The organism is Collinsella sp. CLA-SR-H006, assembly GCF_040097075.1.
Taxonomy (GTDB): domain Bacteria; phylum Actinomycetota; class Coriobacteriia; order Coriobacteriales; family Coriobacteriaceae; genus Collinsella.
Genome location: NZ_JBBNPD010000002.1, coordinates 120134 through 140735, shown reverse-complemented (window position 1 = coordinate 140735; position 20602 = coordinate 120134). Strand labels below are relative to the sequence as shown.

The window sequence follows — 20602 nt, the reverse complement described above, 5'->3', positions numbered from 1 at the left end:
TCGCGTCAGTTTGTTATCATATGAGAGTTTATGGACTTCCAGCACCGCCGTATCCGGTGAGGGTGCTATAGCAAAAGGAGGATACCCAATGCTGTCTGTTGACGAGCAAATGCGTATCATCACCTCGGGCGCCGCGCAGATCGTTCCCGAGGCCGACCTTCGCAAGAAGCTTGAGAAGGGCGAGCCCCTCAACATCAAGCTCGGCGTCGACCCCACCAGCCCCGACCTGCACCTGGGCCATGCCGTGCCGCTGCGCAAGATGCGCCAGTTCCAGGACCTGGGCCACAACGTCACCCTCATCATCGGCAACGGCACCGCGCTGATCGGCGATCCCTCGGGCAAGAACTCCACGCGTCCGCAGCTTTCGCAGGAGCAGATCGAGGCCAACGCCGAGACCTACGTGAGCCAGGCCATGAAGATCCTGGATCCCGAGAAGACCACCATCGTGCACAACGGTGACTGGATCCTTTCGATGGACCTGGCCGGCCTGCTGCAGGTATGCTCCAAGTTCACCGTTGCCCGTATCCTCGAGCGCGATGACTTTACCAAGCGCTACCAGTCCCAGACGCCGATCGCCCTGCACGAGTTCCTGTACCCCGTGATGCAGGCATACGATTCGGTCATGATTAAGGCTGACGTGGAGATGGGCGGCACCGACCAGCTCTTCAACCTGCTCGCTGGTCGCGAGCTCATGGAGAAGATGGGCATGGAGCCGCAGATCGCGCTCACCATGCCGCTGCTCGAGGGCACCGATGGCGTCCGTAAGATGTCCAAGTCCTACGGTAACTACATCGGCCTGACCGACGCGCCCAAGGATATGTTCGGCAAGACCATGTCCATCCCCGACGAGATGATCGGCAAGTACTATCGTCTGGCGAGCTCGCTCACCCCGGCCGAGGTCGACAAGATCGACGCCGCCCTGGCCGACGGTTCCGCCAATCCCTATGAGCTCAAGCGCGCTCTGGGCCGCGACCTGTGCGACACCTACCACGGCGCCGGCGCCGGCGACGAGGCCCAGGCCGAGTTCGACCGCGTATTCAAGGAGGGCCAGCTCGCCGACTTCCCCGAGAAGCATGTCGAGCTGACCGTCAACGACGAGGGCCAGATCTACCTCGCCGGCCTGCTCAAGGATTTGGGTCTTTCGGCGAGCGCCGGTCAGGCCCGTCGCGACATCGACGGCGGCGGCGTCAAGATCAACGGCAAGGCCGTGGCTCCCAAGAGCTATAACATCGATCCCAGCGCCCTCAAGCTGGGCGACACCCTCTCCGTAGGCAAGCGCAAGGGCTTCAAGTTGGTCTAACGAGCGAGTTGACCTCACAAGTGCAATAAGGCCGCAGCCGGGATTTCCGGCCGCGGCCTTTTTTGGTTACGACGATCCCTTGGGGACGGAGGGATCATTTGGCGGTGCCGTTAAGCGGAAGGGGTGTTATCGGCGGCCTTCTTTTGGGCATACAATGGCTATTGGTTTGCTGCGGTGAAGGCCTGTCCGCTCCGCAGCTTTTTTCTACGGTTAAAGGAGTATGTATGTCCGTTGAGGTCATGAGGTCTGTGATCGAGGCCGCCGAGGGGCGTGTTCCCGTCGACACGCTGTTTGCCAACGCGCAGATCGTCGATGTGTACGGCCAGCGCGTGGCGCCCGGTAGCGTTGCCGTTAAGGATGGCGTGATCGTCGGCGTGCTCTACGATGGTCGCGACGATGCCGCTGGCACCTACGAGGCAACTGAGGTCATCGACTGCCAGGGTCGCTATCTCGCTCCCGGTTTTATTGACGGGCATCTGCATATCGAGTCTTCGAACATCCGTCCCGCCGAGTATGCGCGCATGGCGGCGACGCGCGGTACTACCACCGCCATTGCCGACAGCCACGAGATTGCCAATGTTGCCGGTCTCGACGGCTTGCGCTTTATGATCGAGGATGGCCGCCGCGCGCCCATCTCCATCAAGTACATGATGCCTTCGTGCGTGCCCGCGCTGCCCGACGAGCAGGCCGGTGCCGTGATTACCGCCGCCGATATGCAGGAGTTTTTTGCCGAGCATCCAGGCGATGTCTTTGGCCTGGGCGAAATGATGAACCTGCCGGGCGTCTTTATGGCCGACCCCGAGACCTGTGCTCGCATCGATGCTGCCAACCAGACGCCGTCCAAGCAGGTCGACGGCCATGCGCCGCTCGTTGCCGGTAAGGACCTCAACGCCTATGCCGCAGCGGGCATTATCGCCGACCACGAGTCGACGATTCCCGAGGAGGCGCTCGACAAGCTATCCCGCGGCATGTATGTGATGCTGCGTGAGGGCACGTGCAGCCACGACCTGGCCAATTTGTCCCCGATGCTGCTGGAGAATCCCGCGCGCGCCCGCCGCTGCTGTTTTGCGACTGACGACCGTGCTCCCTCCGATGCGCTTTCGACCGGTATGATCGACAACGCCTGCCGCGTGGCTATCGAGGCCGGTATTGACCCCGTGGTTGCCATCTCTATGGCGTCCCTTTCTACGGCCGAGGCGTTTGGTCTGGACCACGGTTGTCGCGACCCGCACGAGCTCCGCGGCGCAATCGCCCCGGGCAAGCGCGCTGACCTGCTGTTGCTCGATGACCTGACGTTTGCTAAGGCTCCGCATCGCGTATATGCCGCCGGTGCCCTGGTGGCGCAGGACGGCACCTTTGTGGGCGAGATTGCACCCGAGATGGCCGAGGTTGCGGCCCTTGCCGATGAGCTGCGTGCTTCCGTTAAACTGCCGAAGCTATCGCTCGACGTGTTCGACTATGCCTTTAAGCCGGGCGAGGCTGTGATTGACGTGGTGCCGGGTAAGGCCATCACGGGTATGGTTCGTCCTGAGACTGACGAGGACTTGCGCCGCATTATGCTGATTGAGCGCCATGGCCGTGGCGTGTCGCTGCAGGCCGAGGGCGCCGACGGCGACGGCCCCGCGGGTCTGGGCTTGGTCGGCAAGCATATCGGCCGTGGTTGGGTGCGCGGCTTTACCATCACGGGCGGCGCCATTGCCTCCACGATCGGCCACGACTCGCACAACGTGTGCGTGGTGGGCGACAATGCGGCGGATATGATGGCTGCCGTTGAGGCCGTGGGCCAGGGCGGCCACGTGCTGGTGCGCAACGGCGAGGTCGTGGCGCGCATTCCGCTGGCGCTCGGCGGCCTGATGAGCGAGGGCGCTGCCGAAGACGTTGCGGCGCAGCACGACGACTTTATGGTCAAGGCGCGCGCCATGGGTATTGAGCCGCCGCTCGACCCCATCATGGGCATCATCTTCCTGCCCCTGCCGGTCATCCCGACGCTCCGCATCCGCCCCGAGGGCATGTTCGACGTCACAACCTTCACCTACGCCGACTAGTCATCGGGGACGTTTTTAAACGACTGGCCGTCGGGGTGGCGTGTCGCCTGACGCCGCGACCGTAGGGCCTCTGGCGCGCGTGAGCTATTTGCCAGGTCCTTGTAACGTTTGCGTCCGCGGAGTCTTATTTGAGCTCCCTTTGGGTACGGTGATTTTGGATATACATCCGATTCCATCAAGCCCGAAGGGAGCTTTTCTATGTTTAAACTGATTGCATCCGATATGGACGGCACGCTGCTTGACGAAAACGGCCAGGTGCCTCCCGAGACCTACGAACTGATTCTGGCGCTACACGAGCATGGCGTGCATTTCGCCGCATCGTCAGGTCGTCGCTACGATCGCCTGTGCGAGTTCTTTGCGCCCGTTCGCGACAAGATGGACTTTGTCGCCGCCAACGGCGCCCAGGTCTTCGCCGACGGCAAAATGGTAGACCGTGAGGTGTATTCACACCTGGCGATTCGAAGGCTCGCCCAGGCTGTCGCGACGTTTCCCAATCTGCATCTTGCGCTTTTTGACCGAACCAAGTCCTTCCTGCTCGATGACGAGTGCAAGTTCGTGCGTGAGGTCGATAAGGACCTTCCCAATGCCGAGCGCATTTGGGAGCTGCCCGATCCCAGCGTAAATATCATCAAAGCGAGTATCTTTTGCGACGACGGTGCCGTTATGGACAGTGCGTACGTGCTGCAGCGCGAACTCGGTCAGCTCTTTACTTTTGCGCCTTCGGGTAACGCGTGGATCGATGCTATGCAGCCCGGCGTGTCGAAGGCTTCGGGTATCGCACAGCTCGCGGAGCATTATGGCATTGGGCGCGATGAGGTTATGGCGTTTGGCGACTCGATGAACGACTACGAGATCATTCGCTTTGTCGGCACGGGTTGTGCGATGGAAAATGCACGCCCCGCGCTCAAGGCCGTTGCCGATCGCGTGGTGGGGCGCAACCGCGACCACGCCGTCCAGCAGGAGCTCCGCCACGTTTTGGAGAGCCTCGCCTGATCCGGCAGTTGGGGACGTTCCTTTTCCGCCGGCAGTGGGGGACAGTCCTTGCAACTTTTTCGCGAAGAGTGTCCCCAACGACTAGTCGTTTAAGAACGTCCCCAATGACTAGCCGATGACTAGGCGAGGGTTGCCATGATGGTGCGGGCGACGCCGTCGTGGTCGTTATCGTATTCGGTGATGGCGTCGGCGGCCTCGCGGTCCTCGGGCTCGGCGTTGATCATGGCCATGCCGTGGCCCGCTGCCTGCAGCATGGGGATGTCGTTGATGTTGTCGCCGAACGCCCAGGCGTCGGCGAGACGCTCGCCCAGGTGCTCGCATAGCCACGTGAGGGCCGTTCCCTTGGTGGTGCCCGCGCCCATGACCTCGATATTCATGGCGTACGAACGCGTGACCTCAATGCCTCCGAGCGTGTCGAGCTCCGCCGCGATGGCGTCGCGATCGGCTGGGTCGTGCCAGTACATGGCGATGCGTTCGAGCGTCTCGACTTCGTCGATCTTGCTGTCGATATCTATCTCGATCGGTGTTCGTGTGCGCTTGAGCGAAGCCGCGATGTGGGGGTCGCCGCCGCAGAATTCGTCCAGGCGCGTGTAGAGCGAGCGGGGGAGGAAGCACTGCCCGTCCGCGAAGATATCGAAGGTGACGTCATGGCCGGCGGCAATGCACTGGACGCGGTGGGCGATGGCGCGGTCGAGCGGTCGGCTCAAAATGCGCGTAGCACGTGAGGTATCGGTGGGCACATCGTCGTCGAGCTGCCAGACGCTGGCACCGTTGGCGCAGACGGCATAGTGCACGGCGGGATGGGCGAGGATGGGCTCAAAGACGCCCGACAGCGGACGTCCCGTGCAGGGCACAAATTCAATCCCGCGTCGAGCGAGTTCGTCGAGCATCGCCCAGGTGGCATCGCTCATCTGCTTATCGCTCGTCAGCAGCGTTCCGTCCATATCGGAAAATACAATCATTTGATGCAGCCCTTTCTGCTGGCATAAAAAGCGTGGCCGAGGGCGGTGATGCCCTGGCCACGCTCGGGTTCTATAACGGCCCGCGTCCTAGCGATCGGCGAGCGGCTTGTACTCCAGCGGCTCGATCACCGGACGGTATGCCGGGCGAATAATACGATGCGCGCAGAAGAGCTCTTCCATGCGGTGCGCCGACCAGCCGGCCATACGGGCGACGGCGAACAGCGGCGTAAAGAGCGTCTCGGGCACGCCGAGCATCTTGTAGATAAAGCCCGTGTATAGGTCGATGTTGGCGCAGATAGGCTTGGTCATGCCGTGGTCGCGCATCACCTGCGGGGCCAGGCGCTCGATGCGCTCGATGAGCGCGAACTCCTCGCCCAAGTCCTTCTTGGCGGCAAGCGAGCGCGCGTAACGGCGGCAGACCTCGGCGCGCGGGTCGCTGAGCGTATAGACGGCGTGGCCCATGCCGTAGATGAGGCCCGTGCCGTCGAAGGCCTGCTTGTCGAGGATCTTGCCCAGGTAGGCTGCGACCTCGTCCTCGTCCTCCCAATTGGAGACATGCGCGCGGATGTCCTCGTGCATAGACACGACCTTGGCATTGGCACCACCGTGGCGCGGACCCTTGAGCGAGCCGATAGCCGCGGCGTAGGCGGAATACGGGTCGGTGGCTGAAGAGGACAGCACGCGGCAGGCGAAGGTGGAGTTGTTGCCGCCGCCGTGCTCGGCATGCAGCATGAGCATAACGTCGAGCAGCATGGCTTCGTCGCGGGTGAATGCCATGCCGCCGCGCAACACCTGCAGGATGGTCTCGGCGGTGGAGAGGCCGGGTGTGGGGTGCGGTACATGAACCTCGGAGCCGCGAAGCTTGGCGACCGAGGCCATGTGTGCGAAGGCGGCGATGCGGGGGAGACGGGCGAGCATGGAGATGGCGACGTCGATCTCATGCTCGGGCGTAATTACGTCGGGCTCGGCGTCGAAGGCGTAAAGCAGCAACACGGCGCGCTGGAGCACATTCATGATGCTCGACGACACCGTGGTCATAGGGAACTCTTTAACGTACTCGTCGCTCAGATGTCTAAAGGCGCCCAGGCGCTCGCAAAAGCCGTCGAGCTCTTCCTTGTTGGGCAGCGAACCCGTGATAAGCAGATAGGCGACTTCCTCGTAGCCGTAGCGATTCTCGGCCTGGGCATTGTTGACCAGATCCTCGATGCTGTAGCCGCGAAGCGTGAGCTTGCCCTGGTCGGGCACGACTTTGCCGTCGACCTTGTTGTAGCCGTGCACGTCCGAGATGCGGGTAAGGCCCGCGACCACGCCCGAGCCGTCGGCATTGCGTAGGCCGCGCTTGACGTTATGCTCGACGAACAGACCCTCGTCATACGGATTAGTCGGCATGCCGTGGTAGAGGTTTTCGCTTTCGGGCGAAATCTGGCGGCTCGCCTCATAATCCAAGACCAGGCGGCTCAGATGGTCATCGAAGCGGTAGTAGATTTTCTTGGCGTCGTAAGCCATGCGCGCTCCTCTCGGGGCCGTGTGGGGGCGGCGTGCTTGGGTGCAGATGCGCCGGCCTGTTCCCGCACGGCCTGTTCGCTACAGGCGGTACATAAAGTTGAAGACGTCCTCGCGCTGGATGGACACGTTGACGCCCGAAAGCTCGCCGGCCTCGGCCAGCGCCTTCTGCAGCTCGGCGAAGTCGAGCTTGGACTCGGCGGTATCGGCCAGCATGGTCATGGTGAAGATGTCCTCGATAATGGACTGCGTGATGTCGCGGATGTCGACGTTGGCCTCGCCTAGGACACGGGTGACGCCGGCGACGATGCCGGGGCGGTTCTTGCCAAGGACGGTGATGACGATACGGGAGGACGAGATCTCGGCCATGGGAAACCCTTTCGCGTGATTGCGGCGCGCGCGGGGCGCTCCGCTACGGTACAGTGTTCATCATTGTACCTGTCTGGCGCAAAAAAGGCGCGCTCGCTGCGGCGTTACATGCCTGCAACATGAGCGTAAGGGGGAAGGCCGTACGGGGAAGAGCCGTCTGGCGCGTGTCCGGCTCGTGTTGGGTTGATTTCCGATCTCAGCCGAACACATTGAGCGGACAGGCCGTTCCCGCAGTCAGCCGAACGCCTCCGACGGCTGATTCCGAACTGGAAGCGGAGGGCATCCCCGCCCTTCGGTAGGGGATACCGCTCCGCGGCGCATGCCGCGGGCGGCGCCCCTATCGGACCACCGTGACCTCAGTTGGGATGGGCCCAGCACTGCCGCGTACTCGGTGAGCTAGAGCCAACTGTTCGTCTTCACGTCGCGTATGGCGATATTTCGGTCGTCCGGCTCGGTGATGCCGTAGCCGAACGCCTGGAGCGTCTCGATGGACTCCTGGATCCTCTGTTGGAGCATGGGACCCGGATCGACCCTCGGCCCGAGGTGCCCGCGCCAAAGGCACGGCGTGGCGCGCAGCATGTTATGGATTTTGGAGATGGGCTCGATGTCGGCGTAGACGTTGAGCGTCGCCATGGCGTCCTTGTGGCCGAGGATCGATTGGAGCGCCTTGATATCGCCGCCTTGGCGGATCCACTGCGTTGCGAACGTGTGGCGAAGGCCGTGGAACGTGATCAGCTCGTCGTTGGTGCCCATGAGGCCGTTGGTCTCCGAGAACGTCTTGAACGCCCTGCGGATATAGCTTGTCGTCGCGAAGGTCGCGCCCGGCTCCGACAGGATGTAGCAGTCCCCGATCTCGACCGCCCCGGTAAGGCCGCGCAAGCGCAGCTTTCCGCAGTCGATCTCGTGGGTCTCCTTCAGGAAGGGGAGTAGGCCGACCGGGTCGATGGGGATACCCCTGGCGTCATGGGTCTTGGTGTCCTTGATAAACGAACCCATTCCCTTCGCGTACGCCACCGAGTGTCTGATCGAGATCAGGCCCGTCTCGAAATCCACATCGCACCACCGAAGGTCGCAGACCTCGCCGATTCGCATCCCCGTGTGCAGGGCGAGTACGACCGCCCTCTAATCCTCGGCGGACCAATCGAGTCCGAACTCCTTTCGGGCATCCTCTTCGCTCATGACTTCGAGAAGGTCTCCGGGTTGGCAACGAAGGGCGAGGCATAGCTGCTCGAGTGTGTTGAAGCGAATGCCGCGAATATGCCCTTTTTTAATACGGGACAGGTTCACGGGCGTGGTTCCAATCCTTTCGGCAAGTTCGTTCGAGGAAATCTTTCGCTCGGCCATGATCTTGTCGAGGCGAACAATTACGGGCATGGCGTTTCCTTACGCAATCTCGTCGGAGTCGAGGTACAGCTCTCGGGCGTACAAGAAGAGCTGGGAAAGCATGAACAGGACGATGCCGAGAACCAGAGAGGTCCAATCGAATGATGAAGCGATCTCTTGGGCGCCGACGGCCCCCTCGCCGCCAAACATCGAAACGGAGGTTTTGAGTGAGCCGGCGTAGAGGCTGGTGGCAGCTTGAACAACGAAGAGAATGCCGAGCACCTTCAAGCATGTCGCAGACCCTTTCTTGAAGGGGTTTCCGCTCTTGATCGTCCACACGAGAACGGCGCTGAGGATGGTCGTAGCGATACCGATGACGGCAGGGACCAATGTCGAGATCGCAAGGGCTGGATACGCGGGGGAGTCTGCAATTACAGGGTTGTCGAGCACTTCGATTGCTGGCTTTAAGGAGAACGCCACTTGTGCGATGGCGGTGGCGCAAAGGGTCGCAGAGGCTATCGCACATGCGATGCGGAAGGAATGAAGCCGGGGAGTGCGATTGTCGGAACTCATAATAACCTCCGAAGAATTTAAAAAACTCAGGCTACTTTTTAACAGTTTATGTTAAATTGACTTTGCCGGCAAGTAATAAGGGCCGAGCATTTTGTTCGGCCCCTCTGTTCCGACTGGATGAGGTTAAGGTTGGCGATGAATATGCTCAAAATCTCGAAGGCGATCTTTAGGTCGCTTCTCTCCTCCAGGTCGCTCTGTGTTGTCGTTGTTGCGTTGATGGTTCTTTGTGCTCTGCCCGTCTTCAGGAGCGCGGCTGGCATCGACGGACGGGTCGAATACCTCGAGTCGGGAATAACCCGTGTTGAGCAGGAATTGTCAGCATCCTATGCGGATGCGCTTGTGAATGCGGGGGAGGACGGTGTCTATACCTCTTCATCAAGCATGCCCGCGCTTCTGTACCCTCTTGCCGCGGGACGTCTTATCTTGGCACCGCTCTCTCCCCTACTTCCGTTTCTGCAGATATCGGATGGAGAGTACACCTATTATGACGGATCGAAGGAGTACTTGCTATGGGTCGCAACGGCCGTTGCCGTCTCGTTCCTTGCCGCGCGTCTTAACAAACGTGAAAAGCTCATCATCCAGGCACCGATGGGCGAGCTGGGTAGACTTGTTGCATCGAGCGTATGGGCGAGTGTTTTTGCAATGCTTGCCGTCCTCGCCATCAATCTTTCAGGGATAATCGCCGCGCTTGTGAAGAATGGCCCGGGCTCGCCGTTCTATCCGATAGGCTACATTCAATATGCGACTCCGGTTATCAAACCGGCTTGGCTGGTGTTCGCGCAGACGGCCATCTTGCAATTCTTGGTGGCAGCGTTCATCTCGCTTGTCGTTCACCTTGCCGTGAAGATTGCCAATAACCCTACGCTTGGAATCGTGTTCGTATGTGCCCTGATGGGGGTGACGATGGTTCCCGGGTATTACGGAAGATCCATCGCTTTACGTGAGTTCGCCCTGTTGAATCCCCTTACGTATGCGAACACTGAGTTGACCGTCGGCGCCTATAGCCCGTACCCGACAACGCAGATAGTGAATCTGCCTGGACTTTGCTTCGAGCGTGGCGCGATTGCCCTCGTATGCGCAATCGGGATCGAGGTGCTGGCAATTAGCCTGCTTTGCGTTGCTGGAAAGAGCGGCTGCGCGTGCCCGATATCCCCGATTTGTCTTGAGAGAGGTTCCTTCACTGCATCGAGAACGGCAACTCGTTCGAGCGCTTGTGCCTCCGCCGTTGCATACGTAAGAACGATGGGGAAACTGCTCCTGCGTTCTCCTACCCTCGCCGTATGCGCGATTGCAATGTCGACGACGATGCTGGCCCCGGCTCTGGTCGAGATGTTTCCTGACGCTGATAACGTTTCCGCTGTTCGGTATAGGGATGGGGAGCTCCGTTCAATAGATCGGTATCTAGAGCAGAACGCTGCGAATATGGACGTCGAGGGCAAAGCGGCCCTGGAAGACATGCGGGATGCTCTTTCGGGTTTCGTGTACGCGCCTATGCCTGCGGAGGGGTTTCGAAGCCTTGCGACGTACGAGCGCGCTCGAGGTGAGCTGGGCGCGGCAGATGCGACTCTCCTGCAATCGATCGGAATCGAGCCGGAGACTCCTTCTCGTGCGGAGGCGCGCGCCCTTCTGCTTGAGTCGATCGCGAGCTTGCCGGACCCCAAGGTTTACGAGTTAAGTACGAAGATGCCCCCATTAATCCTCCTTTCGTATCTCCAGGCAGCGCTTCCCTCCTTATTTTTGCTGTTGCCCGTGGTTGTCACATCGCTCGCGTGCACCCACCTGCAGTGTCGTTCCCTTCTGGTTCTCCAGATCCCCGCAACAGCGCATGTGCGTTTTCTGACGGCTGTTGCGCTGGCTCTCCTGCTTGGCTTGGTGCTGCTTTTGGTGTCGATGGTTCCCGCTGTCGTTGTGTCCGTGATTAAGAACGGTGCGGGTGGATCGGAGTATCCCGTCGCTCTCATTCGGGCGGGAGCTTCGACAACGTCCATGGTGGGGGAGGCGGTGTTGTGCAGTATTCCGTTGCTGGTCATGGCATACGGCGTGATTTCCGTCGTCGCTGCGTTGACAGCAGCGATTAGCTGCAACCCCGTTGTCACCGGAATGGTTTGCGCGGTTCTCTTGGTGTTGGGTTCGTTGAGCGCTCATGTTGAAAGCGTGGGCATGGGCGTCGCGCTGCTGGCTCCATTCGCCTCGTTTGATCCCGCTTCCCAGGTGGGGACGATTGGGTTCCTTGGGCGAGGGACGAACGCGATGCCTTTTGGAGAGGTCGTCGGCGCATCGGGCGCTCTGCTGGTGGTCTTGGGCGCCGTATCTCCGTTGATGGTGCGCCTGAGTGTTCCAAAGATCGAAAGGGGATGATCTCGATGATTGACCTTCAAACGCTGACGATCTCTTATGGAAAGAAGGTGCTCGTAGATTCGGTGAACGCTGAGTTTGCCCCGGGTACGGTCTACGGTCTCGTCGCTCCGAACGGGCATGGAAAGACGACGTTGCTGCGTGCGATGGCAGGTTTGCCGGGTCCTCGCGTGGACGGGAGCATCGTTCTGGATGAGGTGCAGGGTACGGGTGCGAGAGAGGTCCGTTCTATGATCTTCTATGCACCTGGTGAGGGGACGCTGCTGTATCCCGGATTGTGTGCGGAAGATCACCTCAAGATGGTTTGCGATATGTGGCCGCATGCTCGCGATATCGAAGAGATAGTGGAACAAACGCAGATAGGCGAGTTCGCGAAGATGAGGATCCGCACTCTGAGCCAGGGCATGAAGCAGCAGCTTACCCTGGCGATTGCGTATGCGACGGGCGCGCGGTACCTTCTATTAGATGAGCCCATGAACGCGCTCGACCCCAGCAGGGTGGACTTGCATTCCGAGATTCTCAGGAAGCTGGCCGATTCTGGTACGTGCATCATCATGTCATCCCACATCTTGGATTCGGTCGATAGGCTGTGCGATGAGATTCTGTTTTTGAAGGATGGGAGGCTCATTAGAGGCATTCCGCAAGATGATGCTGCGCCGAAGTCTCCTGGATCCCATTTCGCAAAGCCTGCCGGACGCGCCGAGGGTGCGCTAAGCACGTATCGGCGACTCTACGAAAAGGGCGGGTAGAAATGCAAGTTAATAATCTATGTGGTCAATATAATACCGTTGAACCCGCGTATCGATACCGTTCAGCCATTCGCCTCGCCCCCATCTTACGCATCTTCATCCGGTCTGTTACTTTTAATCTAACAATTCTTTGAGGAATGCAGGTGCTTCTGAATGTACTGTCGACTTCTTCTCAAACTAATCCTAAGAGACAAGGCCGTATGGATTTCCACGCTCGTTCTCGCTGCAGCCTTTTCCGTCCCCATTGCGTTCAATTCACCCATCTACGGGCCCTTCTTTATGAAACAGGGCATGCAGGGCTTTGTCGACGCATTCAATACGCGCGAGCCCCAGGCCAGCGGCACAGACCTATCGCCAGAGCAGCAAGATGACGCTGAGCTTGCAAGATACGCGAACGCCGCCCTCGCCGCTCAAACCGACGCCGCCTTTCTCGACTCTGCCGAGAGCTACTACGCGCTCATGGACGAGGGCTTCCAATCCGGGTCCATCGTGGGGGACCAGGAGACCAATGACGCAGAGCTCGCATATTGCCGCGCTCTGAGCAGCTCCGGCATCGCGGATATCCCGGCCTCCGCAAACGACCTGCCGTTCCTCTCCTTCCTGCCCTACGCCATTGCCCAGGCGCCGTCCTTCCTTCCCTTCATCCCCTTCCTTCTCTCGTCGATACTCGTGCTCGGCGCCACAAGGCCCGGGACCCTGGCGGCAAAGGCGCCCGTGCCCAAATTCCGGCGCCTTATCCAAACCGTGTTTTCGATAATTGGCGCGGGGACCGCGATGCTCCTCGCCGGCCTTGCGCCCGGGGGCATTTACGCCTTGGCCCTAAACGGCTTCGGGCAGATCGGGTACCCGATCGCCTTCTTCCATAACGGCGCGCTCACTACCACGACCGCGGGAAACGTCTTCACGACCATACTTCTCGCGCTGCTCGCGGGTGGAACCTTGATATCCGTTTGTTCCGTCGTCCTATCGACCGCAACGAGGCGCGTCTTCGCGGGCCCCCTTACCTCCGCGTTGCTTGTCGCGGCCCCGGCATTCCCGTTATTGTCCGATTCGGCACTGGGGCATAATGCCGCGCTCGAGCTCCTGCCGCTGGCCGTGTTCTCGCCTATCGAGGCAACGGGTTACGTAGGATGCTTCCCGACAGAATTCATTGGCTCCGGTTCAGGCAGCGCATCGATGCTTGCCGTGGCCCTGGCATACGTCGCGGTCTTTTTTGCGGTCGGCGCCGTTGCGACGCGTTCGCCCAAACAGGCTGGACCCGCTAAAAAGCACCATGGGCTCGAGCTTCTGGACGCGAGCGTGGGATACGGAAGCACGACGATACTTTCGATCGGATCGCTTTCCTTGGGCCCGGGAACGGCGGCGGGGCTCGTCGCTCCCAACGGCTCGGGGAAAACCACCCTTCTTGAAGCGCTGTCGGGCCAATTTCCCACCCGCATCCGCTCGGGAAGCCTGGCGGCAGACGGAATCTGCCAACGTCAATCAGCCGAATTCGCAGAACTCGTCTACCTGAGCTCTTCGGGCGGCGCGGATCTCTACCCCACGCTATCGGCCCGCGAGCACCTCTCTTTCGTTAGGGAGGCGTGGAAATCGGCCACCGACATCGACTCGCTCTGCAGCTCCCTCGGAATCTCCCCATATCTCGACAAGCCGACCCGTAAACTCTCGACAGGAATGAAGCAGCAGGTAAAGCTTGCCATGGCGATAGCGACCGATTGCCCGTACCTCATCCTCGATGAACCGCTGAACGGCCTCGATCCGGGAAAGCGGAAAACCTCCTGCGACGCGATGCGCAGCGAGGTGGCGCGGGGACGCAGCGTGCTCATCTCAAGCCATCTGCTCGACGACCTGGCAGACCTCACCGACTCGTTCTACTTCATCGAGGCCGGCACGCTCGTGGAAAAGATCAAGTCGTCCTCGCAGACGCTCAAGCAGGAATACCTCGATACATACGAGCGAGGTGAATGACATGAAACTATTTGAACAGCTGAAGTCCAATGCGTCGCGCATGGCTGTCTACGCCATCCTCGTGGCAACGGCTTTATGCGGAATCGCGGCACCCGTCTATGCGCTCAACGGGGAGAAAGGCGATGTCGAACCCGCGTACATGGCTTCGACGGTTAAAGACCGGTACAAAGCCTTCTCTGGAGACACGTTTTACGTAGCAGAGTACGACACGACCTACCGTCAGCTTCGCTACAACAAGAGATACGAATATCTAGGCCCAGAAGTAATCAGCTATACATCGGGTTGGTACCGCTCCAGCTATGGACACATAACCCAGTTCAAGTGTAACTACCGTGTGTACAACTAAAGCAACCCGGCCGGGACGAGGGGTGACGCAAAAGCGTCGCCCCTCGTTTTTAACCATGTCAACTGAACCTAGTTCAGTTTGGTTGATTTCCGATCTCAGCCGAACACATTGAGCGGAAAGGCCGTTCCCGCAGTCAGTCGAACGTCCCCGGGGCCCTTCTCAGGCCCCGGGGACGGTATTTTCCCAGTTGAAGGAACGGTGGAGATGTGTTTCGATGGGTCAGATTCGTGTCGTTCCGAAAAGACCGTGAACCTTTTGTGGGACACGCGGCGCCGTGGTACCATAGCCGAGTTTGTTGTCTTGGTCGGAAACCAAGACGCCTTATGCGCTGATCGGTAACCAGCGCCTGACCAATAAGGAGTCCTACCATGAAGCAGGGTATCCATCCCCAGTATGTCGAGTGCACGGTGACGTGCTCCTGCGGCAACACCTTCAAGACGCACGCTACCGTGTCCGAGATGAAGGTTGAGCTTTGCAACGAGTGCCACCCGTTCTACACCGGCCAGCAGAAGTTCGTCGACACCGGTGGACGCGTCCAGCGCTTCGCCGACAAGTTCGGTGGCGCCGCTGCCGCCCAGCTCAAGAAGGCCGAGGAGGCCAAGGCTGCCAAGGCTGCCAAGGCTGCTGAGGCCGAGGCCGCTCGCAAGGCCGCCGCTGAGGCTAAGGCTGCCGAGAAGGCCAAGCGTGCTGCTAAGTTTGCCGAGGAGGCTGCCAAGCAGGCCGCCGAGGCTCCCGCAGAGGCTCCCGTCGAGGAGGCCGCTGCCGAGGCCGAGACCACCGAGGCTGCTGAGTAAATAGCTCGCCGAGGAATCGCTCGCATTCGTGGCTAAAGGGCCGCGTATCCATTTGGGTGCGCGGCCCTTTTCTTTTTAATTAGTGCAAACTAACCTGTCCCCATGGCACCAAATGACAGAGAGGCGGCGTTTGCCCAGATAAAACCTGTCAAAATAAACCTGTCCTTTTTTGGCAGGTTGGTCATAGTTATTACGTGGCGGTCGAGGTCGACCGTATAGGCCGCGCCTTGTTTGGCTAAAGTACAATCATCTGTGTTTAACTCGCCCGCAGCTGCACGGCGTGGGCGATGGCCAAAAAGGAAAACCACATGGGATTCATGTCAAAGCTGCTGTCCTTTGGATCCGATAAGGACCTTAAGCGCTACTACAAGATCGTCGACCAGATCAACGGTCTTGAGCCCCAGTTTGAGAAGATGACCGAGGAGGAACTCCGCGGCCAGACCGATAAGTTCCGCGAGCGTTACGCCAACGGCGAGTCGCTCGACGACATGCTCCCCGAGGCCTTTGCCACCGTGCGTGAGGCTTCCAAGCGCACCATGGGTATGCGCCACTTTGACGTGCAGCTTATTGGCGCCATGGCACTGCACGAGGGCCACATCGCCGAGATGAAGACCGGCGAAGGTAAGACCCTCGTCTCCACGTTGGCCGGCTATCTCAACGCTATTGCCGGCAAGGGCGTGCACGTCGTTACTGTCAATGATTACCTTGCCAAGCGCGACTCCGAGTGGATGGGCCGCATCTATAAGTACCTGGGCATGACCGTCGGTCTGCTCCAGAACAACATGCCGCTCGAGCTCAAGCGCCCGGCCTACCAGGCCGACGTCACCTACGGCACCAACTCCGAGTTCGGCTTTGATTACCTGCGCGACAACATGGTTACCCGTCCCGAGCAGCGCGTGCAACGTGGCCACAACTACGCCATCGTCGACGAGGTTGACTCCATCCTGATCGATGAGGCTCGCACCCCGCTGATCATCTCGGGCGCTGGCACCAAGTCCGCCAGCACCTACAAGGACTTCGCGCGTGCCGTGCGTGGCCTTGAGCGCGGCGAGGACGTGTCGCACGACATGCTCACCGCCACCGAGGACGTTGAGCCCACGGGCGACTTCGTCATGGACGAGGCCAAGCACACCATTGCCGCCACCGAGCGCGGCCTTAAGAAGATCGAGCGCCGCCTGGGTATCGATGATATCTATGCCGATCTCTCCGGTCAGCTGGTCAACCACCTGCAGCAGGCGCTGAAGGCCCAGTACATGTTCCACCGCGACAAGCAGTACGTGGTCACCAACGGCGAGGTCAAGATCGTCGACGAGTTCACCGGCCGCATTATGGAAGGCCGCCGTTACTCCGAGGGCCTGCACCAGGCCATCGAGGCCAAAGAGGGCGTGCTCGTGCGCGAGGAGAACCAGACGCTGGCCACCATCACCCTGCAGAACTACTTCCGTCTGTATGACAAGCTTTCCGGCATGACCGGCACGGCACTTACCGAGGATGCCGAGTTCCGCGAGATCTACAAGCTGCCCGTCGAGGTCATCCCCTCCAACAAGCCCGTGCAGCGCGTGGACCACGAGGACCTGGTGTACCGCACCATTCAGGCCAAGTACAACGCCGTCGCCGACGATGTCGAGCAGCGTCATGCCAAGGGCCAGCCGGTCCTGGTGGGCACCGTCTCCATCGAGAGCTCCGAGAAGCTGTCCGCCGCCCTTACCAAGCGCGGCATCGCTCACGAGGTCCTCAACGCCAAGCACCATGAGCGCGAGGCCCACATCGTGGCACAGGCCGGACGCTACGGCGCCGTGACCATCGCCACCAACATGGCCGGTCGTGGTACCGACATCCTGCTGGGCGGCAATCCCGACGAGCTGGTGCGCGAGCGCCTGGAGTACGAGGGCCTGACCATGGAGGACGTGACGCCCGAACAGCTCGAGCAGTTTAACGCCGAGGCCAAGGAGACTTGCAAGGCCGAGCGCGAGCGCGTGCTTGCCGCCGGCGGCCTGACCGTCATCGGCACCGAGCGCCACGAGTCCCGTCGTATCGACAACCAGCTGCGCGGCCGCTCCGGCCGTCAGGGCGATCCGGGCGAGACCCAGTTCTACCTGTCGCTCGAGGACGACCTCATGCGCCTGTTTGGCGGCGACAAGATGGACCGCGTCTCCAAGATGATGGTCACGGCCGACATGGGCGACGACATGCCCATCCAGCACAAGATCATCTCCAAGGCCGTCGAGAGCGCCCAGCACAAGGTCGAGAGCATCAACTTCTCCATGCGCAAGAGCGTCCTTGAGTACGACGACGTCATGAACAAGCAGCGCCAGGTCATCTACGCCGAGCGCAATAAGATTCTGGACGGCAAGGACCTGACCGACCACATCACCGAGGTCATGCACGACACCGTGTACCGCTGCGTGCAGGAGTTCTGCACCAAGGACAGTCACGATGGCGAGCGCGACCTGGAGGGTCTGCGCAAGTGGGTTGTGGAGCTCACCGGCCACATCGATACGCCGAAGTTCCCCGACGAGGATTATGAGGCCCTGGCTGCCGATGTCCTGGCTTACGTAGAGAAGTGCTACAACATGAAGGCCGAGCGCTTGGGCGAGGACCTGATGCGCGAGCTCAACACCCAGGTCATGCTGCGCGTCATCGATACCCGCTGGATGAACTACCTGCAGGAGATGGACTACCTCAAGACCGGCATCGGCCTGCGCGGCTTTGGCCAGCGCGACCCGCTGGTCGAGTACAAGACCGAGGCCTACGGCGCGTTCCAGATACTCGTCGACACCATGTACGAGGATTACCTGCGCACGGTTCTGCGCATCGAGATCAAGGCTGCCCCGCGTGCCGTGGAGCACAAGGAGGAGCCCGCGCTCGAGGGTGCGCGCTTCTCCGGTCCTGCCGAGGTCGATGGCGACAACGGCGACTCGGTACTGCGCAAGCAGGCACAGGTGCAGGCCCGCACGGCTGTCCAGGGTGGTCCGGCTGCCGTTAACAACGGTGGCAAGGTGACGACCTACCGCAAGTCCGAGAGCGACGATCCGTACGTCAACGTGGGCCGCAACGACCCGTGCCCCTGCGGTAGCGGCAAGAAGTTTAAGTACTGCCACGGCAGGAATCGTTAATGGCTGAGGCTTTTGAGGTAACGCCCGCCGAGCTGGACGCGTTTGCGGACCGGCTCGGCGAGGTCGAGTCGTATCTCCACTTGGACGAGAAGCGTACTCGCGTGATCGAGCTCGAGGCCAAAAGTGTTGCCCCTGGCTTTTGGGATGACGCCGACGCCGCCCGTGCCACCATGGAGGAGATTGCGCGCACCAAGGAAGATATCGCTGCCGTGGACACCGCGCGCGGCGAGCTTTCCGATGCCCGCGCCGCGCTGGAGCTTGCCGAGGAGATGGGGGATGACCCCGACGCCGCCGCCCTTCGCGAGGAGGCTGCAGCCACGGCTGAGCGCCTGGCCCGTGCCATCGATGAGCTTGAGCTTTCGAGCTGGTTTACCGGTGAGTTCGATCACGGCGATGCCATTGTGACCATCAAACCCGGACAGGGTGGTCTGGAGGCCCAGGACTGGACCTTCATGCTCTTTAAGATGTACATGAAGTACTGCCAGCGTCGCGGCTGGAAGGTCACCATCAATGACTGTCCCGCGGCCGAGGTCATCGGCATCGACCGCGCGACCTTTACCGTCGAGGGCAAGGACGCATTTGGCATGCTGCGCGCCGAGGCCGGTGTCCACCGCTTGGTTCGCATTAGCCCCACCGACGACAAGAAGCGCCGCCAGACCACGTTTGCCGGCGTCGAGGTCATCCCCGTGCTACCCGATGATATCGACATCGAGATCAGTCCCGATGACATCCGCGTGGACGTGTACCACGCGAGCGGCCCGGGCGGTCAGGGCGTCAACACCACCGACTCCGCCGTGCGCGTGACGCATTTCCCCAGCGGCATTGTGGTTACCTGCCAAAACGAGCGCAGCCAGATCCAGAACAAGGCCGCGTGCATGCAGATCCTCAAGGCTCGTCTGTACGAGATTGAGCTCGAGAAGCGCGCCGAGGCGCTCGATGAGATCCGCGGACCCAAGACCACGATTGGTTTTGGCAACCAGATTCGCAGCTACGTGCTCTACCCGTACCAGATGGTCAAGGACCTACGCTCGGGCGTGGAGACCAGCAATGTCGAGGCCGTTCTTGACGATGGCGACTTGGACCCGTTTGTTATTGGCTACCATCGCTGGGCTACCGGCAACGCCGATGCGGAAGGCTCGGACGCCTAGGCACATGGTTGGCTCCGGGTCGATGCAAACACTTCGCAGGGGTGGTTTTTGTTCGGCGAATCGGTAGAATCGAATACAAGAAGAAGTTCAAAGCGCATCCGATGGGGTGCGCTTTTTTGAGGGAGGCAGCATGGCATATCGTCTGGACATCAAGCGCATTCTTTCGATGAACTTTTTTCACGACCTGCCCCAGATTATGTTGGGGTGCGCTCTGGCCGCTATTGCGACCGACCTGTTTTTGATTCCCAACGGCCTTGCTGCCGGTGGCGTTACGGGCCTTGCCACCATTATCCAGGCGGTCGGTGCGTCGCGCGGCCTATCGCTTCCCGTTGGTATTCAGACGATCGTGATGAACGCCTTGCTGTTGCTGGTCGTTATGCGCGAGGGCGGCATGTTCTACGTGGTGCAGACCGCGACGGGCTTTGTGCTGCTGGGCTTCTTCACCGATCTGTTCGCCCCGTTTGTAGCACCTCTGGCGGATGCGGACCTGATGCTTCCCGCTATGTGGGGCGGCATTATTACGGGCATCGGTTACGGCATGGTGTTGCGCGCCGGCGCCAACACCGGTGGCTCGGACACGATTGGCCAAATCATCTCGCGTAACACCTCGCTGCCGGTAGGTTCGACCGTCATGGCAATCGACGTTGCCGTGTGCGCGCTGTCGGCTCCGGTCTTTTCAGTCGAAAACGCACTATATGCAGGCCTTTCGATGGTCATTAGCGGCTACGTGATCGATGCCGTGGTCGATGGTGGCAACAAGCGCCGTATGGTACTCATCATCTCGGACAAGTTCCCTGATATCGCTGCCGATATCATGTATGGCCTGGGTCGTGGTTGTACCAAGTTTAAGGCGACTGGCATGTATTCGGGTGCCGAGAAGCCGGTGATTATGGTCATCGTGAGCCGTCGAGAGCTCAATACCCTCAAGACGATCGTGCGCGAGCGCGATCCTCACGCCATTGTGACGGTCGCTGATGTTACGGAAGCCTTCGGCGAGGGATTCAAGGACATTAGCGCGTAGGGTCGATCGCGTTCCATCCAAAAGACGTTCACATTGA

17 protein-coding genes are annotated in these 20602 nt (G+C 60.4%); 11 read left to right on the top strand and 6 right to left on the bottom strand.

The genetic code is table 11. The features are described 5' to 3' along the window. The first annotated feature begins 88 nt into the window (after positions 1–88). From tyrS to AAA069_RS02145, 3 genes are all read left to right on the top strand, one after another. The gene (gene tyrS / locus AAA069_RS02155) at positions 89–1300 is read left to right on the top strand and encodes a tyrosine--tRNA ligase (protein ID WP_349127440.1); all 1212 of its coding nucleotides are present in this window, start codon (positions 89–91) and stop codon (positions 1298–1300) included. 224 nt (positions 1301–1524) lie between these two features. Continuing rightward, the gene (locus tag AAA069_RS02150; RefSeq protein WP_349127439.1) at positions 1525–3345 is read left to right on the top strand and encodes an adenine deaminase C-terminal domain-containing protein; all 1821 of its coding nucleotides are present in this window, start codon (positions 1525–1527) and stop codon (positions 3343–3345) included. A gap of 198 nt (positions 3346–3543) precedes the next feature. Further along, positions 3544–4338, top strand: coding sequence for an HAD family hydrolase (locus tag AAA069_RS02145; protein WP_349127438.1), 795 nt, complete (start codon positions 3544–3546; stop codon positions 4336–4338). Between the two features lie 119 nt (positions 4339–4457). Here AAA069_RS02145 and AAA069_RS02140 read toward each other — a convergent pair whose 3' ends face one another. The 6 genes from AAA069_RS02140 to AAA069_RS02115 form a co-directional block, all read right to left on the bottom strand. Then, positions 4458–5300 carry a Cof-type HAD-IIB family hydrolase gene (locus AAA069_RS02140; protein WP_349127437.1) on the bottom strand — a complete coding sequence of 281 codons (843 nt, stop codon included), beginning with the start codon at positions 5298–5300 and terminating at the stop codon, positions 4458–4460. A gap of 87 nt (positions 5301–5387) precedes the next feature. Next, positions 5388–6806, bottom strand: a complete 1419-nt coding sequence (locus AAA069_RS02135; protein WP_349127436.1) for a citrate synthase — start codon at positions 6804–6806, stop codon at positions 5388–5390. Between the two features lie 78 nt (positions 6807–6884). Continuing rightward, the gene (locus AAA069_RS02130) at positions 6885–7172 is read right to left on the bottom strand and encodes an ACT domain-containing protein (protein ID WP_006235289.1); all 288 of its coding nucleotides are present in this window, start codon (positions 7170–7172) and stop codon (positions 6885–6887) included. A 396-nt stretch (positions 7173–7568) separates the two neighbouring features. Continuing rightward, the gene (locus AAA069_RS02125; protein WP_349127488.1) at positions 7569–8276 is read right to left on the bottom strand and encodes a site-specific integrase; all 708 of its coding nucleotides are present in this window, start codon (positions 8274–8276) and stop codon (positions 7569–7571) included. Between the two features lie 18 nt (positions 8277–8294). Further along, positions 8295–8546, bottom strand: coding sequence for a helix-turn-helix transcriptional regulator (locus tag AAA069_RS02120; protein WP_006235292.1), 252 nt, complete (start codon positions 8544–8546; stop codon positions 8295–8297). A 9-nt stretch (positions 8547–8555) separates the two neighbouring features. Next, positions 8556–9068: a hypothetical protein gene (locus AAA069_RS02115; protein ID WP_349127435.1), complete on the bottom strand. Its 513-nt coding sequence runs from the start codon at positions 9066–9068 to the stop codon at positions 8556–8558. 135 nt (positions 9069–9203) lie between these two features. Here AAA069_RS02115 and AAA069_RS02110 point away from each other — a divergent pair, with 135 nt between their 5' ends. From AAA069_RS02110 to AAA069_RS02075, 8 genes are all read left to right on the top strand, one after another. Then, positions 9204–11426 (top strand): hypothetical protein, encoded by a 2223-nt coding sequence (locus AAA069_RS02110; protein ID WP_349127434.1) that lies wholly within the window; start codon positions 9204–9206, stop codon positions 11424–11426. Between the two features lie 5 nt (positions 11427–11431). Then, positions 11432–12172 carry an ABC transporter ATP-binding protein gene (locus AAA069_RS02105; RefSeq protein WP_349127433.1) on the top strand — a complete coding sequence of 247 codons (741 nt, stop codon included), beginning with the start codon at positions 11432–11434 and terminating at the stop codon, positions 12170–12172. A 279-nt stretch (positions 12173–12451) separates the two neighbouring features. After that, positions 12452–14140, top strand: coding sequence for an ABC transporter ATP-binding protein (locus AAA069_RS02100; RefSeq protein ID WP_349127432.1), 1689 nt, complete (start codon positions 12452–12454; stop codon positions 14138–14140). A 1-nt stretch (position 14141) separates the two neighbouring features. Then, positions 14142–14486: a hypothetical protein gene (locus AAA069_RS02095; RefSeq protein WP_118266514.1), complete on the top strand. Its 345-nt coding sequence runs from the start codon at positions 14142–14144 to the stop codon at positions 14484–14486. Positions 14487–14854: 368 nt separating this feature from the next. Then, positions 14855–15280: a 50S ribosomal protein L31 gene (gene rpmE, locus AAA069_RS02090; protein WP_006235303.1), complete on the top strand. Its 426-nt coding sequence runs from the start codon at positions 14855–14857 to the stop codon at positions 15278–15280. A gap of 308 nt (positions 15281–15588) precedes the next feature. Beyond that, positions 15589–18396, top strand: coding sequence for a preprotein translocase subunit SecA (secA, locus tag AAA069_RS02085; protein WP_195569048.1), 2808 nt, complete (start codon positions 15589–15591; stop codon positions 18394–18396). Continuing rightward, on the top strand, positions 18396–19544 hold the full coding sequence (prfB, locus tag AAA069_RS02080) for a peptide chain release factor 2 (RefSeq protein ID WP_349127431.1): 1149 nt from the start codon (positions 18396–18398) through the stop codon (positions 19542–19544). Before secA ends, prfB begins: the two co-directional genes overlap by 1 nt. A 130-nt stretch (positions 19545–19674) precedes the next feature. Continuing rightward, positions 19675–20565, top strand: a complete 891-nt coding sequence (locus AAA069_RS02075) for a YitT family protein (protein ID WP_349127430.1) — start codon at positions 19675–19677, stop codon at positions 20563–20565. The last annotated feature ends 37 nt before the right edge of the window (positions 20566–20602 follow it).

What these genes read in the sequence shown, in the direction of transcription:
- tyrS (WP_349127440.1), top strand. Translation starts at nt 89, where the DNA reads ATGCTGTCTGTTGACGAGCAAATGCGTATCATCACCTCGGGCGCCGCG.
- AAA069_RS02120 (WP_006235292.1), bottom strand. Translation starts at nt 8,546, where the DNA reads ATGCCCGTAATTGTTCGCCTCGACAAGATCATGGCCGAGCGAAAGATT.
- AAA069_RS02135 (WP_349127436.1), bottom strand. Translation starts at nt 6,806, where the DNA reads ATGGCTTACGACGCCAAGAAAATCTACTACCGCTTCGATGACCATCTG.
- AAA069_RS02140 (WP_349127437.1), bottom strand. Translation starts at nt 5,300, where the DNA reads ATGATTGTATTTTCCGATATGGACGGAACGCTGCTGACGAGCGATAAG.
- AAA069_RS02075 (WP_349127430.1), top strand. Translation starts at nt 19,675, where the DNA reads ATGGCATATCGTCTGGACATCAAGCGCATTCTTTCGATGAACTTTTTT.
- rpmE (WP_006235303.1), top strand. Translation starts at nt 14,855, where the DNA reads ATGAAGCAGGGTATCCATCCCCAGTATGTCGAGTGCACGGTGACGTGC.
- AAA069_RS02095 (WP_118266514.1), top strand. Translation starts at nt 14,142, where the DNA reads ATGAAACTATTTGAACAGCTGAAGTCCAATGCGTCGCGCATGGCTGTC.
- AAA069_RS02150 (WP_349127439.1), top strand. Translation starts at nt 1,525, where the DNA reads ATGTCCGTTGAGGTCATGAGGTCTGTGATCGAGGCCGCCGAGGGGCGT.
- AAA069_RS02110 (WP_349127434.1), top strand. Translation starts at nt 9,204, where the DNA reads ATGAATATGCTCAAAATCTCGAAGGCGATCTTTAGGTCGCTTCTCTCC.
- prfB (WP_349127431.1), top strand. Translation starts at nt 18,396, where the DNA reads ATGGCTGAGGCTTTTGAGGTAACGCCCGCCGAGCTGGACGCGTTTGCG.
- AAA069_RS02115 (WP_349127435.1), bottom strand. Translation starts at nt 9,068, where the DNA reads ATGAGTTCCGACAATCGCACTCCCCGGCTTCATTCCTTCCGCATCGCA.
- secA (WP_195569048.1), top strand. Translation starts at nt 15,589, where the DNA reads ATGGGATTCATGTCAAAGCTGCTGTCCTTTGGATCCGATAAGGACCTT.
- AAA069_RS02105 (WP_349127433.1), top strand. Translation starts at nt 11,432, where the DNA reads ATGATTGACCTTCAAACGCTGACGATCTCTTATGGAAAGAAGGTGCTC.
- AAA069_RS02100 (WP_349127432.1), top strand. Translation starts at nt 12,452, where the DNA reads ATGAAACAGGGCATGCAGGGCTTTGTCGACGCATTCAATACGCGCGAG.
- AAA069_RS02145 (WP_349127438.1), top strand. Translation starts at nt 3,544, where the DNA reads ATGTTTAAACTGATTGCATCCGATATGGACGGCACGCTGCTTGACGAA.
- AAA069_RS02130 (WP_006235289.1), bottom strand. Translation starts at nt 7,172, where the DNA reads ATGGCCGAGATCTCGTCCTCCCGTATCGTCATCACCGTCCTTGGCAAG.